Source organism: Kitasatospora sp. RG8, assembly GCF_017813315.1.
Taxonomy (GTDB): domain Bacteria; phylum Actinomycetota; class Actinomycetes; order Streptomycetales; family Streptomycetaceae; genus Kitasatospora.
This window is the reverse complement of sequence record NZ_JAGIYX010000029.1, coordinates 1-14,702: the sequence shown is the minus strand read 5'-3', so window position 1 is coordinate 14,702 and position 14,702 is coordinate 1. Positions and strand designations below refer to the sequence as shown.

Sequence of the window (14,702 nt, the reverse complement as noted above, 5' to 3'; positions counted from 1 at the left end):
CATGGAGGAGTGGTCGGGCTCTTTCAGGCTATGCCGGGCAGGGAGGCCCCGCCCGTTCGGCGGCGCTGCCAGAACGGGCTCAAGGGCCAGCGCCGTTCCTGGTCGTACGCATACGCATGGTTTCTTCGGTAGGCGTCCGCGACGCCGCCCAGGAACGCCGTGTAGTCGGCGAGGGCGTGGGCCGCGCGGCCCGGGGCGGCCAGGCACGCGGCGACGGCCTGCCCGGCGCGGGCCCCGGTGAGCAGCGCGGTGAGGATGCCCTGCGAGGAGAGCGGGTCGAAGGCGAGGGCGGCGTCCCCGGCCGCCACCCAGCCCGGGCCGGCGGCCGGGCCGAGCCGCACGCCGTGGGCGGGCGTCCAGCGCGGGACGGGGGTGGTGGCGGGGTCGTAGCTGTCCAGCCGCCGACGGACGTGGTCGGTCCGGGTGATGCCATGCCAGAAGCCCTGCGGGGTCCGCAGGGAGGGGTCGGCGAGGTCGGGGTCGGTCAGGTGGGCGACCAGGCGCCCGGCCGGGACCCGGGTGGTGTACCACCAGCCGTCCGGCGCCGCCTCGACGAGTGTGCGCGCCTCGGCGTCCTCCGGGCCCGACCGGTGAGCGGCGTCCTCCCGGTGCGCCCGGCGGGCGCCGTCCTCCGTGCCCGCCCGGTCCGCGGGGTGCCGGCCCGGGAGCACGGCGTACGCGGCGACGAGCCGGTCCTGCCGGTGGCGGCGGCCGCGCCGGCGGCCGATGACGCAGCGCCGGCCGGTGGCGTCCACCGTCCAGCGGCCCCGCAGCTCCGCCACCGTGCCGGTGTCGTGCTCACGGACGATCAGGCCCTCGCCGGGCTGGGCCAGTACGGTGGCGCGTCGCAGTTCGGCGCCGGCCGCCACGGCGGCGTCCCGCAGGAAGGCGTCGAAGCGGAGCCGGTCGAGGTGCCAGCCGTGCCCGTTCGGGTCGAAGAGGTGGCTGCTGCCGTGCAGTGCGGGCGAACCCCAAGCGGAGTACGTGCCCGTGGACGCGGGGTGCCCGGCGGCGAGGAAGCCCTCCAGCAGCCCGAGGTCGCGCAGGAGCGGCCGGGCGGCGGGCGGCAGGGACTCCCCGATCTTGAACGCGCCCGGGCCGGCGGGCGGTGCGGGGTGCCCGCCGGCGTCGAGGAGTAGGACGCGCCGGCCGGCGGCCGCCAGCACCAGCGCCGCGACGGAGCCCGCCGGGCCGCCGCCGGCCACCACGGCGTCGACGGGCCCCGGCGGGCGCAGGCGGGTCGTCACCGGTCGCGCCGCAGGCGTTTGACCTTGTCGATGTAGCCCGCCGAGACCTCCTCGTCGGGCAGCTCCGCCATGGTGACGGCGGTGGCCATCGCGGCCTCGCCGAGCACCGGGTCGGCGCCGAGCGGCACGTGCAGGGCGACCAGGTTGCGCCGGGCCGGCGGTGCGGGCTCGGCCGGGAAGGTCACCTCGGACTCGACCAGCAGCTCCGCCGGGAGGCGGGGGTCGTCGGTGGGTCCGGGGCGGCGCTCGACGACACCGAGCTTGCCGAAGTCCGTCACCATGGCGTTGATGGCGTCGACGTAGCGCGGGGGGAGCCAGCGGAGCCAGGCCCGCCGGTTGCCGAACGCGGCCAGGCGCTCCGCCATCGGCCGGGAGGTGTCCATGACGATCTCGTACTCCTCCTCGGCGATCACGTGGTTGGGCACCCGGGCCGGCCAGAAGGTGGGGAGGTACGGGTCGTAGATGCCGAAGCCGGAGAGGTACTCGTAGCCGGACCGGCAGCTCGCGGTGTCGGTCTGCCAGGGCACGGCCATCCACCGGGTGAGGTCGCCAGGCTGCTGGGCGTAGAGCGGGCCGTCGAAGGAGAGGGCGGTCTGCGGGGTGAGCGTCGGTCCGTAGGAGGGCGGGGGCGGCAGGTCCGGATCGCGCCGGCGCACCCGGAAGGGGCTGCTGTACAGGGTGGTGTGGCGCATCGGCCAGGTGAGTTCGCAGCCGGGGTGGAAGGCGTCGGCGAGGCAGAACGACAGCGCCGCGCGGTCGAGGGTCCGGGGCCGCTCGGGGAAGGGGACCTCGTCGAGGGAGGCGGGCGGTGCGGCCTGTGCGTCGAGGTCGGCGGCGAAGTCCCCGCGGGCCCAGCGTTCCAGGAGGCGGTACTGGAGCGGGGAGAGCGTCACGTGCTGGCGCACCGACTGGGCCGGTACGTTCATCGCGTCGCCGTAGACCCCCGGCCACGGCACGGGGGAGAAGCCGTCACGGTCGTAGTTGCGGATCGTCAGCCAGACCTGCCGGCGCAGCTCCCGGTGGACGGGCGAGGGGTCCGCCAGGGCGGCGAGGCGGTCGGGGGCGAGGAGGTCCTCGCGCCCGCCGTGACCCAGTTGGACGGCCACGCCCTGGTTGACCCACTGCAGGTCGCACAGGCGGCGCAGGACGGGCAGCACGTCGCGGGTGAAGGAGGGCTGCGCCGGTTCGGGGAGGAGTCCGGCGGTGACGAAGGCGTCGCGGACCAGGTCGTACATCGTGCGCACCGAGGTGAGTTCGGGCGCGTAGTTGGGCGGTGCGGTCACCACCCACCCCGGCTCGACCGGGATCGGCCGCCCGTCGATGCTGACCTCGGCGGTGACCGGGCCGTCGGAGACGTCGTCGTGCCAGCCGTCGTTGTTGGCGAAGGTGTCGGCGGGGGTGTCGGTGGCGGACGCCGAGACTCCCCGGCCGCCGAGGAAGATCAGTCGTCCGCTCTCGTCGGTGCGCAGCTCCCCGAGGTAGACGGGCCGATCCAGGAAGGTGCCGGTGTCGAACAGGAGCCCGGGGCCGCCGGACCGGTTGCGGCCGCGCACCGACCGGTGGCCGGGGTCGATGACCAGGCGGTCGCGCTGGGCGGCCGGGACCTTGGGGTTGCGCAGGTTGCTGTCGTCGGTCCGGTCGGCCTCCGGGATGTCGAGGGCCAGCTGGAACTGGTACCAGGCGGCCTTGCGGTTGGCGACGTGCACCGTCCAGCGCAGGTCCGCGTTGTCGGCGGTCAGTTCGGCGACCGGTTCGCCGGCGGCGTTGTAGCCGTAGACGCGGAACCGGACGGCCTGTCGCTTCAGGGCGCCGGTGGCGTCCTTGTAGCTCCCGGCGGGCAGCGGCTGCGGCTGGTCGACCTCGGGGGCGAGGACGTACTCCTCCGCGCTGTCGCCGACCCGGGCCACCCCGATCGCCGGGTGCACGGCGGCGCGGACGATCCGGGTGTCGCGGCCGGGCGGCGGCGTGATCAGCGGGCGGGCCGGGCCGGGCTCGGTCGCCGGGATGCCGTTGACGTCGCGGCGTTGTTCCGCCGAGGCCTGGTAGACGGTCCTGCGCACCTCGGCGATGCTGCCCACCGGGCGGTGCTCGGCCAGGGTGTGCCACGGGTTGTAGGCGAGGTTCTCGCCGTAGGCGGCCTGGCCCCGGGCGGCGACGTCCTGCTTCCGGAGGGTCAGCCGGGCCACCGTCACCGGTTCGCTCTCGGCCTCCTCCCAGCGCACGGTGGCCCGGTCCAGCGGCATGCGCTCCGGGTCGGTCCGGAACTGCAGCATGAGATCGAACGCGGCCGTGCCCGCCGCGAGCCGGTGCCGCAGGTCGGCGGCCAGGTACGCGGGGTTCTCGTCGGGCGGCACGGCGGCCGGGTCGCCGGGTTCGCAACCGGCGGGCACCAGCTTGTACTTGACGAAGCGCTCGGAGCCGAATGCGTAGGGCAGCACGCCCCAGTACGTGGCGGTGAGCACGCTCTCCTCGAACCGGGCCATGGCGTCGAGGATCTCCTGGGTGACCGGGTGGTCGCGCAGGTACCGGTCGTAGGAGCCTTCGACGACACCGGCCTTGGTGAACTCGCACATGTCCTGGGCGGTGTCGACGAAGAAGACGTCGTGGTTCTGCAGCAGCAGGTCCTGGGTGCCGGCCCCGTGCTCGCCGTCCAGCAGCTTCGGACCGGGGACGTCGAACAGCTTGACGCCGATGCCGAGGGTGGTGTCCAGGTCCGGGCTGCCGGGCACGGTGTCGCTGGAGAAGCGCACCCAGGCGGTCAGGCCCTCCGGCCGTTCGTGGGCGGTCTTCAGGAACCCGAGGCGCAGGTCGGCGGGCAGGTCGGGGGAGACCGTCAGCACGCCGCGGGCCACGCCGTGCGGCTTGAGGAACACCGGCCGTTTGACGGGGTCCTGGCCGCGGGAGATCCGGCCGCCCTGCGTCAGGCCGACGAACATCTCCTTGAGGGCGGCGGCCGCGTCCTCGGCGCAGCCCGGCAACTGCGGAGGTCCTGCGTTGGCGCCGTCCGTTTCCTGCGGGCTGTTCGGGCGGTTCGGGCCGTTCTCGTCATCGGCGTCGAGGGGTGCGGGGGTCCCGGTCATGCGGTGCTCCGATCCGTGCAGCGGTCTGCCGGGCGGGCGGTCCGGAGGGCTTCGCCTCCGTCCACCCGCCCGATCCAGCGTGCACAGACCTGTGCGGCGCGGCGCGCCGACGTACGCCCGAACCGAGCACACGGCCGGGCCCGCGGCCGTCGGCTCACTCCAATCGGCCAGCAGCGCTCGCACTCCCCGGGCCCCGGTGGATGCGCCACCGGGCGCCGCCGGCGGGCCGGCCCGCTCGCCGCAGGCATCCCCGCCGGCCTGGGCGGCGCGGGGCGGCGGCCGTGGGTCAGACGCGGGTGAAGGTCACGTGCGTCACGCCGCTCGGGCTGGTCACCGACTCGGTGCGGAACCGCTCCTCGACCCCTTCGAGCCCGTCCCACAGGCGTTCGCCGCGGCCGAGGACGATCGGCACCACGACGACGTGCAGGTGGTCGACCAGGTCGGCGGCCAGGAAGGCGCGGATGGTGGCGGGCCCGCCGCCGATCCGGACGTCCAGGCCGCCGGCGGCCGCCCGGGCCTGGCGGAGCGCCTCCTCCGGGGCGGCGTCGACGAAGTGGAAGGTGGTGCCGCCCTCCATCTCCACCGAGGGCCGCGGATGGTGGGTCAGCACGAAGACCGGGGTGTGGAACACCGGGTCCGGCCCCCACCAGCCGTTCCAGTCGTGGTTCTCCCAAGGGCCCCGCTGGGGGCCGAACTTGTTCCGCCCCATGATCTCCGCACCGATGCCGTCGCCCCACGCCCGGGCCATCGCGTCGTCGACGCCGGTGTCGCCGCCCTCCTGGCCCTGCATCCGGCGGAACGTCCTGGTGCGGAAGAACCACTGGTGGAGGCGGTCACCGGCGTGGCCGAACGGGGCCTCCAGGCTCTGCCCCTCACCGGTCCCGTAACCGTCGAGCGAGACCGAGAAGTTGTGGACGCGGACCAGGGACACGGGCAGACCTCCGGAACTCGGCACGCCGGCGCGGGCGGGCCGCACCGGCCGGAGTCCGAGGCTATCCCGCCGCCTCCGGGCCGCCCGGCGACCGACTCGCCCGCGAGGCGTCCGGGCCGAGGGTGCGGGCGACGGCGAGGGTGTCCCAGTAGAACGGCCGGATGTCGGCGATCCGGCCGCCGCGCAAGGTCATCAGCTGCATGACCGCCGTCTCCAGCCGCCGTCCGCTGCCGCGCGCGGTCAGGGTGCCGCGGTTGAACACCACCGCGGTGTCCCCGTCGATGACGAACCGCTGTTCCAGGAAGTCCAGCGAGGTCCAGTACCTGCTCATCTCCGCCATGAACCGCTCGACGCCGTCCGGCCCCCGGTAGACGCCCCCGTAGGGGAGGCCGTCCGCCTGGACGAGCGTCACATCGGGGGTCAGGCAGCTCGCCAGGTCGTCGAACGGAGCCCGGCCGGGGCCGCCGGCGGCCAGGTACGCGGCCTCGGCCCCGAAGAACCGGTCCAGGACGGCACGGACGGGAGGGTGTTCACTCGTTGTGCTCATGCGGCCATCGTGGCGGCCCCGGCCGCGGCCGGCTGGCGGCTATCGGACGGCGCGTTCGGGCGGGCACGGACCGGCCGGTCCGTGCCGCCGCCGGGCGGGGGCGGCCCGTCCGCGCCACCGCCGCCCGCCTCGCGAGGGCGGCGGCCCGGCGCGGGCTCAGCCCGCTTCGGACGGGAGCCGGCCCATGCGGACCGCCTCGACCAGAGCCGCGTGGTCCCGTTCGTTCTGGTCGGCGTACGCCTCCGCGAACCGCACCAGGGCCCGGTCGAACGCGTCACCCTTCCCGAGGTAGGCGGCGATCGCGATGCGGTCCCCGGACCGCGCGTGCGCCCGGGCCAGCGTGGCGCCGCACAGCTCGCCGAAGGCCAGCATGCCGCGCGGCACCATGTTCTCGGCCACCGCGATGCCCTTCCAGTCGCGGAGCTGGCGGACGTAGAAGTCCCGGGTCTTGCCGTCGATCCCCTCGACCCGCTCCCAGCCGAGGAAGATGTCACTGGTGGCCTGCATCAGCCGCTGGCCGGAGACCACCCGTTCACCCTGGTTGCGGTACCGGCTCGCACCGACGTGCGCTGCCAGCACCGAGGGGCCGGCCTCCTTGGCCTGGAGGAACAGCGGGTCCTCGGAGTCCCGGCCGAGCAGCAGGAAGATCCAGCACCGGGTGCCGACGCTGCCGACACCGACCACCTTGCGGGCCACGTCCACCAGCTGGAATCCGCTGAGCAGGGCGCGCCGGTCGGACGGCAGGGTGTGTGCGTAACGCTCGACGAGGTCGTGGAACTGCGCCATCAGGGACGTCCGCTCGATATCCGGCAGGAAGTCGGCGATCGGGACCAGCAACGGCGGATCGGCGGCGATCCGCCGCCGGCCGTCCACCACCTCGGTGAGCTTCTCGAAGGCCTGGAGGCTGTCGCGGGTGCGCGCCTTCGACATCGCCACGTCGAGCTCATGACGCGCCCGTTTGGACACCCGGCCCACCGCCATCTCCTGCAGGCGCTCCGAGTCCAGCTGCGCGTACCAGACGTCCAGGTTGCGCATCTCGGCGAACCGCCACATCGCCTCCCGGTAGGAGCGGACCGTCGCGGCGACGATGTCCGCACGCACCGACTCGTCGAAGTCGTTCGCCCTGCCCGCGATCACCAGGCTGGACGACAGCCGCTTCACGTCCCACTCCCAGGGGCCCGGCAGCGTCTCGTCGAAGTCGTTGATGTCGAAGACCAGCCGCCGCTCCGGCGAGGCGAGCAGCCGGAAGTTCAGCATGTGGGCGTCACCGCACAGCTGAACCCGGACACCCGAGTCGGGGGTCCCCGCGAGATCGGACGCCATGATCGCGGCCGCACCCCGGTAGAACCGGAACGGGGACTCGGTCATCCGTCCGTACCGGATCGGCACCAGCTCCGGTACGCGCAGCGCGGACTGGGCCTCCAGGATCGCCAGCGGATCGGGCCGGTCCGGGCCCGGCCGGTACTCGGCGTGGGCGGAACGCGGCGCCGTACGGCGCGCCGCACGGCCCTCCGCCGCCCGCTCCTCGGGGGTGGCGCGCCGCACCGGGCGCCCCTTGTCGTGGCCCATTCGGTCCTCCCGTGCGACCGCGCCGAACTCCCAGCCCCCGTCTGCCAGGGGGCACCGGCCTGCCCGGGGAGCGCCGGCCGCCGTCCTCCGATCATCCCCGCCCCCGCCCGATCCGGCGCGCCGCGCGAGCCCGCCCCGGCCCTGAAGGACGCCCCGCCCCGGTCCCGCACGACGGCCCGGAGCTGCCCACGCGGGCGGGCGGTCGCCGGAAATCCCTGCGCCGGAGGCCGGCCTGCTGAGAGAGTGGCCGTCGTGCACGAACCGGACACCGAAACCACTGGGCCGACCGTCCCTCAACTGGTCGAACAGCGCTGGGGGAGCGCCCTCCCCGCCGAGGGCCTGCTGCTGCGCTTCACGGAACCGGGCTGGAGCTACCAGGAGCAGGTACCCCGCCCGTGCCCGGACTGCGGCGAGCCGCTGCACTCGTTGCGCCGCCCGTACGAGTCCGGCGGGCGCCAGTACCGGTACGTGGCCGTGGTCTGTCCGACCTGCCCGCGCGCCTACACCCTCGCCGACCTGGGGGTGAAGACCTACGACAAGCTGCTGCGCCCGGCCGGCGCCGCGCCCGCTCCGGTGCCCGCCCAGCGGACCACGACCACGCGCACCGCCGCCCGGATCCTCGCGGGCCTGGAACCCGGTCCCTGTCCGGAGGGCGGCGGACCGGCCGTGACCGTCACACCGGTCACGCCCTGGCGCCCGCCCGGCTTCCCGGCCCGCCCGAACCCCGCCCCCGACTGGCCCGAGGACCTGCCCCGGCCCACGCAGCCGGAGACCCGCGCGCTCTGGTGGGGCAAGCTCACCGACCCCGCCCGGCCACTGCCCGAAGCCGCCCTGCGCGCCGCCGACGACGCCCGGGTCATCCTCCCGGCCGGCGAGGACTTCGACGCACTGGGCGGTGAACTGACCGCCCTCGGCGTACAGGTGCGCCGCGCCGCGCACTGGGCCGAGGCCGAGCTCGTGGCCACCGTCTCGGACCTCGGCGGGCCCACCGACCTGGTGGCCTGGCCGGCCGGCACCGTCACCCCGGCCGCGGGCCCCGCCGCCCACGCGGCCCGGGACGCGTTCGCCGCCCAGTGGGACGCCCTCGACGACCTGCCCGCCGACGACGCGGACACGTTCGTGCCGGTCCACGAGCTGGTGCCCGAACAGTGGGCCGAGCTGCTGCCGCACCCCACCTTCAACCCGGTCCAGAGCGCCGCCGTCCCGGCCCTGCTGGACGGCGACGGGCACGTCATGGTGGTCGCCCCCACCGGGGCGGGCAAGACCGCGATCGGCGTGGTCGCCGCGCTCACCGCCTGCGAACGCGGCCGCAAGGCCGCCTGGCTCGTCCCGCAGCGCTCGCTGACCGACGAGCTCGACCGCGATCTCGACGCCTGGCGCCGGGCCGGCCGCCGGGTGGTCCGGCTGACCGGCGAGGCGGCCGTCGACACCGACCTGATCCGCGACGCCGACCTCTGGGTGGCCACCACCGAGAAGTTCGAGGCGATCTGCCGGACCAGCTCACTGCGCGCCGCCCTCGCCGAGGTCGGCTGCCTGGTCGTCGACGAGATCCACCTGCTCGGCGACCCCGTCCGCGGCCCGGTCCTGGAGGCCCTCCTCGCCCGGGTGCGGGAGGACGCCGCCCGGGTGCGGATCGTCGGACTGTCCGCCACCGTGGCCAACGCCGAGGAGACCGCCGCCTGGCTGGGCGCCCGCCTGATCCGCTCCCCCTGGCGGCCCACCCGGCTGACCTGGCAGCTCCCCGCGCTGCCCCCGGACGCGGATGCCCCCGACTGGGCCACCCGCAACCAGACCCGCACCCGGGAGGCCGTCCGGCTGGCCCGCCGGCACACCGCCGACGGCGGCAGCGTGCTGGTGTTCTGCGGCAGCAAACGCTCGGTGCGCACCACCGCGCTCGCCGTGGCCCACGACCGCGGCGTCGACACGACCGGCGCGGACGCGGACGACGTCGACCTGGTGGAGCGCCTGTGCAGCAAGGCCGGAGTGCAACTCCACTACCGGGACTGGCCGTTCAAGCGGGAGGCCGAACAGGCGTTCCGGACCCGCCGGGCCGACGTCCTGGTGGCCACCTCAACCGTCGCCGCAGGCGTCAACCTGCCCGCGCGGGCCGTGATCGTCCGGGACACCCAGATCGGCCTCGACCGGATCGAGGTCTCCATGGTCCAGCAGATGTTCGGCCGGGCCGGCCGGATCGGCGCCGGCGAACGCGAGGGCTTCGCCCACCTGCTCACCGCCCCCGGAGAGCGCCACCACTGGCAGGCACGGCTGGCCGCCGGATACACCGTCACCTCCCGCATCCGCGACCGGCTCTCCGACCACCTGCTCGCCGAGGCCGTGCAGGGCCGGATCGCCACCCTCACCCAGGCCGAACAGTGGTGGACCCGCACCTTCGCCTTCCACCAGGGACAGCACCCCTTCGACCCGCTGCACGACGCCACCGAGTTCCTCACCGCCGCCGGCTACCTCGGCCGCACCGACCCCGCCGACGGCGACGCCGGGCTGGCCGCCACCGAACTCGGCAAGCTCACCAGCCGCTTCATGGTCGAGGCCGAACTCGCCGCCGGCCTCGCCGAGGCCGCCCACGCACTGCCCGTCCCGGACGACCCCGACAACGCCGAGAACGCCCTCATCGCGACCCTGGCCACCCACCTCCCCGGACTCGAACAGGCCCCCTTCACCGAACGGGCCAAGCAGGCGCTGTTCCACGTGCTGCGCACCCTCGGCCGCCCCGACACCCCCGGGGAGCCGGGGGAGGAGGCAGTGGAGGACACCAAGCCCGTGGCCGGCGACCTCGCGCGCGCGGTCCTGCTGCTGGTCGCCCACAGCCCCCAGGCGTTCCGCGGCCGCAGCGCCTACGTCCTGGGCATCCCCACCGACTCGATGACCCCCGTGCTGGACGAGGCACAGCGCTACCTCGCCTGGCTGGGTGCCCAAGGCCACCTGGGCACCGTCCACCCGTGGATCGCCACCGTCGCCGCCGACCTCGCCCAGCGCATCCGCTGGCGTTCCCTCGGGCCCCGCCGCGGCGCCGGCCGGCTGCTCTGGATGTGCGAGCAGATGGCCACCCCCGCCCACACCACCGCCCTCGTCCCGGACATGTGGAAGGCGGCCCGGGCCCGCGGTGTCGACGCCCCGGACTGGTCCGGCACCACGCCGCCCAGCACCTGCCGGCTGTCCGCCGAGGAGTACCACAGCCTGCTCGCCGCCCGGGCCACCCGCACCACGATCACCCTGCACACCGGCCACGCGGAGGTACAGGCCCCGCGCGGCGCCACCGTCCTCACCTGGAACGGCGCCGCCACCGCCCGCCACACCGGCACCGGCACGCCCGTCGAGCTCCCGTACCCGGTCCCCGGCCCGGACGACCCGGCCGCCGGCCGCACCGGCGCCGCCGTCTTCACCCGCGGCGACCACACCGCGGGCGGCTGGGCCGAGGCCTACCGCAGCGTCGGCTGACGGTGGGCCGGGGACCGCATGCCGGCGGCGGCGGGACGCGGCGCTGTACGGCCCTCCGCCGCCCGTTCCGGCACGCGGCGCGAGCCCGGGCGGGTAGCCGCAGACGTGCAGGCGGCGGGCCGGGGGAGACCGGCACGGCTGCGACAAGTCGCGGTCGGTCCGGTGGCGCACCATGCCCGTGAGGCCCGGCCCCTTGGTGTGCACTCGCTCCCGAAAGTCTCATTTGTGACACACGACTGACGGGGCGTGGGCGGGTCCCCTAACGTGACGGCTGCCCGTCGACCAGTCACGTCCAAGGGAGCACCACATGTCCCGGAGCAGGAAGCTCCACCGCCTCGGCAACCCCGACACCGACGAGCGTCGCGCGCAGCGCATGCTGTTCCGCCACCTTCGCGATGACACCACCGCGAACCGTGGCCGGATGGCGAAGCGGGTCCGTGAGCTCCAGCTGCTGCTGGCGATGGACCCGGTCGGGTTCGAGCAGCTCATCGCCCGGTTGATGGAGGCCATGGGCATGAAGGTCGAGCTGACGTCCCGTTCACGGGACGGCGGCGTCGACGTGCGGGGGATCGACACGGACCCCTTCCGCGGCGGAAACGTGATCGTCCAGGTGAAGCGGTACCGGGACACGGTCACGCCGTCGGCCGTACGGGACCTGTACGGCACGCTCCAGCACGACGGCGCGGCGACGAAGGCCGTTCTCGTGACGACCAGCAGGTTCGGCCCGAGTTCGCACCAGTTCGTCGCCGGCAAGCCGATCACTCTGATCAACGGCGCCGAGCTGGTCGGCCTGCTGAAGCACCACGGGTTCCACGAGGTGTTCGAGGCCGCCCAGGACGGGGCCCAGGCCGCCGTCGGCGACGACCTGCCCGAGATCGAGGTCGCCGCCGAGCCCGCCCGGCTCCTCCTCCACTGGACCGGTGAGGAGGAGTACGACATCGCCGCCCTGGTGTGCCAGGGGAACCGGGCGATGTCGGACGAGCACCTGGTGTTCTACAACAACTGCTCGACGCCGGACGGCTCGGTGCGGCTGGTCACCGGCTACGGTGACGCCAACGCCTGCCTGATGGTCGACTTCGAGGCCCTTCCCGCCGACGCCGACCGGCTCGTGATCGTCGCCGCGGCCGACACCGAGAACCACCCGGCCGCGACCATGGCCGGGTTCGCCGGACCGGCACTGATCCTCGAAGCCGGCGCCGACCAGGACCCGGCCGTGGCGCACCTGGCGGACGGCGCCGCGGCCAACACCGCGATGCGGCTGGGGCGGTTCGACCGCGACGCCGCTGGGGACTGGGACTTCACCCCTGCCCTCGCCGGCTACCCGGGCGGGCTGCGGCAGGCCGTCGTCGCCTACGGTCTGGAGGTGGAGGACGCGTAGGCGGCGGCGTGGTTGCCGGTGCCGGCACCTGCGCCGGCTACCGGCTACCGGCACCTGGTGACCGGTCCTACTGGGGGATGGCCTTCCAGTAGTGGTCGTTCCAACTACCGCACGAGTACTGGATGGCGCTGGCGGCCTCGGCCGTGCTCCCGTCGGCGATCGCCAGGCACTTGTTGCTGTTCCTGTTCCTGACGTGGTCGCCGCCGGTCCTCGGGTCGGTGTCCTCGAACCGCCAGTACTGGTCGGGGTACAGGGGTGTTCCGCACGGGTACTGGGTGATCAGTGCCCAGTCGTCCTGGGATGCCGCGTCCACGGACAGGCACAGTCCGCTGTTCACATTGACGATCTTGTACCAGGCCTTCCCGCCGGATTCCCCGGCGTAGACGAGGTTCCAGACCTGGTCCACGTAGACCCCGCAGTGGAACTGGTTGAGGTAGGCGAACTCCGTCGACGCGGCGGGGACCGACAGGCACCTGCCGGAGTTCGTGTTGCGGATCGTCATGTTGACGCGGGCGGCCTGGCCGGTGCCTGCCGTCCCGGCCAGCAGGGCGAGGGACGCGAGTACGGTGCCGGTGAGACGTATTGCCGTCTTCATTGTCACCTTCCGAAAGAGAGTCCTTTCACACGGTGACGGCGCGGGTGCAGCGCTTCAAGAGTGCGCGCCACGGTCACGGGGACGACGGCGTGAACCCGTTGACCGCTGGCCGCTTATGCGTCCTTGCCGGAGCCGGGCGCATCGGCGAGGGGGGTCGCCGGGGACGGGGCCCGGGGTCGGGGCCCGGGGTCGGGGGCGAGGCGGGCGAAGTTCCCCGTGGTGCGCTGGTGGCGGGCCGGGCCGGGGTGACGGGGGTGGTGCGCAGGTCGTGCCCGGTGTTCGGTGCCCGGTGCTCGTCGGGCGTCGCCCCGGCCTCAGTGTGCGGCGCGGGCCCGCAGCATGGAGTCGAGGGAGTCGACCACCCAGTCCCAGGACTCCTGCGGGTCGACGGCGGTGTGGCTGAAGCTCCCGCCCAGCTCCAGGCTGGCGTAGCCGTGGAAGACACCGCCGAGCATCCGGACGGCATGGGTCTGGTCCGGCTCGGCCAGGTCGTAGCCGCGCAGGATCGCCCGGGTCATCTGGGCGTGCCGGACCCCGGCGCTCGCCGCCGCGTCACCGGGGTCGAGCCGGTACTGCGTGGCGGCGTAACGCCCGGGGTGCTGCCGTGCGTAACCGCGGTAGGCGTCGGCGAAGGCGGCCAGGGCGTCCTTGCCGGCCCGCCCGGCCAGGGCGTCGGCGGCCCGGTCGGCGAGTTCCTCCAGAGCGAACAGGGCGATCCTGGTCCTGAGGTCGTGGGAGCTCTTCACGTGCGAGTACAGGCTCGCCACCTTGACGTCGAACCGCCTGGCGAGTTCGGACACGGTCACCTGCGCGAAGCCGACCTCGTCGGCGAGCTCCGCGCCGGCCCGGGTCAGCCGCTCCGTGGTCACTCCTGATCTGGCCATCGTGTGCCCTTCCGCTGCTGCTGCTCCTCTGCCTGCACCGATCATGCTCTCGCCTAAAATGCTTAGGCAAGTTCTGTGGCAGGCTAGGCGCCGGCGGCCGCTCCCGGGCCCCGGCCTGCTCCTTGCCCGGACTGCCCCTGCCCGGTCCGGTTCTGCTGGTCCCGCTCGCCCGGCCCGGCGTGCCCGTCTCCCGTCCCGACCAGGAGGTCGCATGACCACTCTCCGGCCCGAGGCCATTCACACCGACCGCCTGACCCTGCTGCCGCTCGCGGTCGAGCACGCCGGGGAGATGGCCACCGTGCTGTCCGACCCCGGCCTGCACACCTTCATCGGCGGCGCCCCGGAGACCGCCGAAGCCCTGCGGGCCCGCTACGAGCGCTGGGAGGCCGGCTCGCCCGACCCCTCCGAGTCCTGGTGCAACTGGATGATCCGGCTCCGCGACGAGGCCTGCGCGGCCGGCACCCTCCAGGCGACCGTCACCGCCGACGACCGTGGGGCCACCGCGGAGATCGCCTGGGTGGTGGGCACCCCGTGGCAGGGGCGCGGCATCGCGACCGAGGCCGCACGGGGGCTCGTCGGCTGGCTCCGGGAGCACCCGGTGCACACGGTCATCGCCCACATCCACCCCGACCACCGGGCCTCCGCCGCCGTCGCCACCGCGGCCGGTCTCGCTCCCAGCGACCGGTGGTGCGACGGCGAGGTCGTGTGGAGGGCGACGATCGGCTGACTCCGGCTGGCTGTCGGGCTGTCCGGCTCGCCGCGTGACGTTGGCGGGTCGGGAAACGTCCCTCTTCGGGTCGGGAAATGCCACGACGCCGCTGTACCGTTCCGGGCCCGTGGTGGGTCGGTGGGGTGCAGCGGCGTGGTCGTGGTGGCACCGGGGTGGGGTGCGGGGGGGTGTTACTTGGTGAGGCCGGCCTTGACGGAGCAGACGGGCCAGGCGCCGGGGCCCTGGGCGGCGAGGACCTTCTCGCCGATGGCGATCTGCTGGGCCTTGGTGGCCTGGTGGGCCTGG

The 14,702-nt window shown here is 74.4% G+C and carries 10 protein-coding genes and 1 pseudogene; 3 read left to right on the top strand and 8 right to left on the bottom strand.

Going from position 1 to position 14,702, the window contains the following annotated elements; all coding sequences use genetic code 11:
• Positions 1–23: 23 nt before the first annotated feature.
• The 5 genes from J5Y04_RS32280 to J5Y04_RS32260 all read right to left on the bottom strand — a co-directional run bounded on the left by J5Y04_RS32280 (position 24) and on the right by J5Y04_RS32260 (position 7,374).
• Positions 24–1,247, bottom strand: a complete 1,224-nt coding sequence (locus J5Y04_RS32280) for an FAD-dependent monooxygenase (RefSeq protein WP_307853408.1) — start codon at positions 1,245–1,247, stop codon at positions 24–26.
• Entirely contained in the window at positions 1,244–4,327 is a 3,084-nt protein-coding gene (locus J5Y04_RS32275) for a LodA/GoxA family CTQ-dependent oxidase (protein WP_209415950.1), read from the bottom strand. The genes J5Y04_RS32280 and J5Y04_RS32275 overlap by 4 nt, the downstream gene beginning before the upstream one ends.
• Positions 4,328–4,613: 286 nt before the next feature.
• Positions 4,614–5,258, bottom strand: a complete 645-nt coding sequence (locus tag J5Y04_RS32270; RefSeq protein WP_209415949.1) for a dihydrofolate reductase family protein — start codon at positions 5,256–5,258, stop codon at positions 4,614–4,616.
• Between the two features lie 61 nt (positions 5,259–5,319).
• A complete protein-coding gene (locus tag J5Y04_RS32265) occupies positions 5,320–5,805 on the bottom strand; it encodes a nuclear transport factor 2 family protein (protein ID WP_209415948.1) in 486 nt (161 codons plus the stop codon).
• A 156-nt stretch (positions 5,806–5,961) separates the two neighbouring features.
• Positions 5,962–7,374 carry a DUF2252 domain-containing protein gene (locus tag J5Y04_RS32260; RefSeq protein WP_209415947.1) on the bottom strand — a complete coding sequence of 471 codons (1,413 nt, stop codon included), beginning with the start codon at positions 7,372–7,374 and terminating at the stop codon, positions 5,962–5,964.
• A 252-nt stretch (positions 7,375–7,626) separates the two neighbouring features.
• Here J5Y04_RS32260 and J5Y04_RS32255 point away from each other — a divergent pair, with 252 nt between their 5' ends.
• Positions 7,627–10,830, top strand: a complete 3,204-nt coding sequence (locus tag J5Y04_RS32255; protein WP_307853407.1) for a DEAD/DEAH box helicase — start codon at positions 7,627–7,629, stop codon at positions 10,828–10,830.
• 307 nt (positions 10,831–11,137) lie between these two features.
• The gene (locus J5Y04_RS32250; protein WP_209415946.1) at positions 11,138–12,208 is read left to right on the top strand and encodes a restriction endonuclease; all 1,071 of its coding nucleotides are present in this window, start codon (positions 11,138–11,140) and stop codon (positions 12,206–12,208) included.
• 67 nt (positions 12,209–12,275) lie between these two features.
• Here J5Y04_RS32250 and J5Y04_RS32245 read toward each other — a convergent pair whose 3' ends face one another.
• On the bottom strand, positions 12,276–12,803 hold the full coding sequence (locus J5Y04_RS32245; RefSeq protein WP_209415945.1) for an RICIN domain-containing protein: 528 nt from the start codon (positions 12,801–12,803) through the stop codon (positions 12,276–12,278).
• A gap of 314 nt (positions 12,804–13,117) precedes the next feature.
• Complete coding sequence (locus J5Y04_RS32240) at positions 13,118–13,687, bottom strand: TetR/AcrR family transcriptional regulator (RefSeq protein ID WP_209415944.1); 570 nt, start codon at positions 13,685–13,687, stop codon at positions 13,118–13,120.
• Positions 13,688–13,898: 211 nt separating this feature from the next.
• On the opposite strand from J5Y04_RS32240, the gene J5Y04_RS32235 reads away from it, so the two are divergent.
• Positions 13,899–14,414, top strand: a complete 516-nt coding sequence (locus J5Y04_RS32235) for a GNAT family N-acetyltransferase (RefSeq protein WP_209415943.1) — start codon at positions 13,899–13,901, stop codon at positions 14,412–14,414.
• A 176-nt stretch (positions 14,415–14,590) separates the two neighbouring features.
• Here J5Y04_RS32235 and J5Y04_RS32230 read toward each other — a convergent pair.
• A pseudogene (locus tag J5Y04_RS32230) lies at positions 14,591–14,702 on the bottom strand (transglycosylase family protein); the annotation flags it as partial.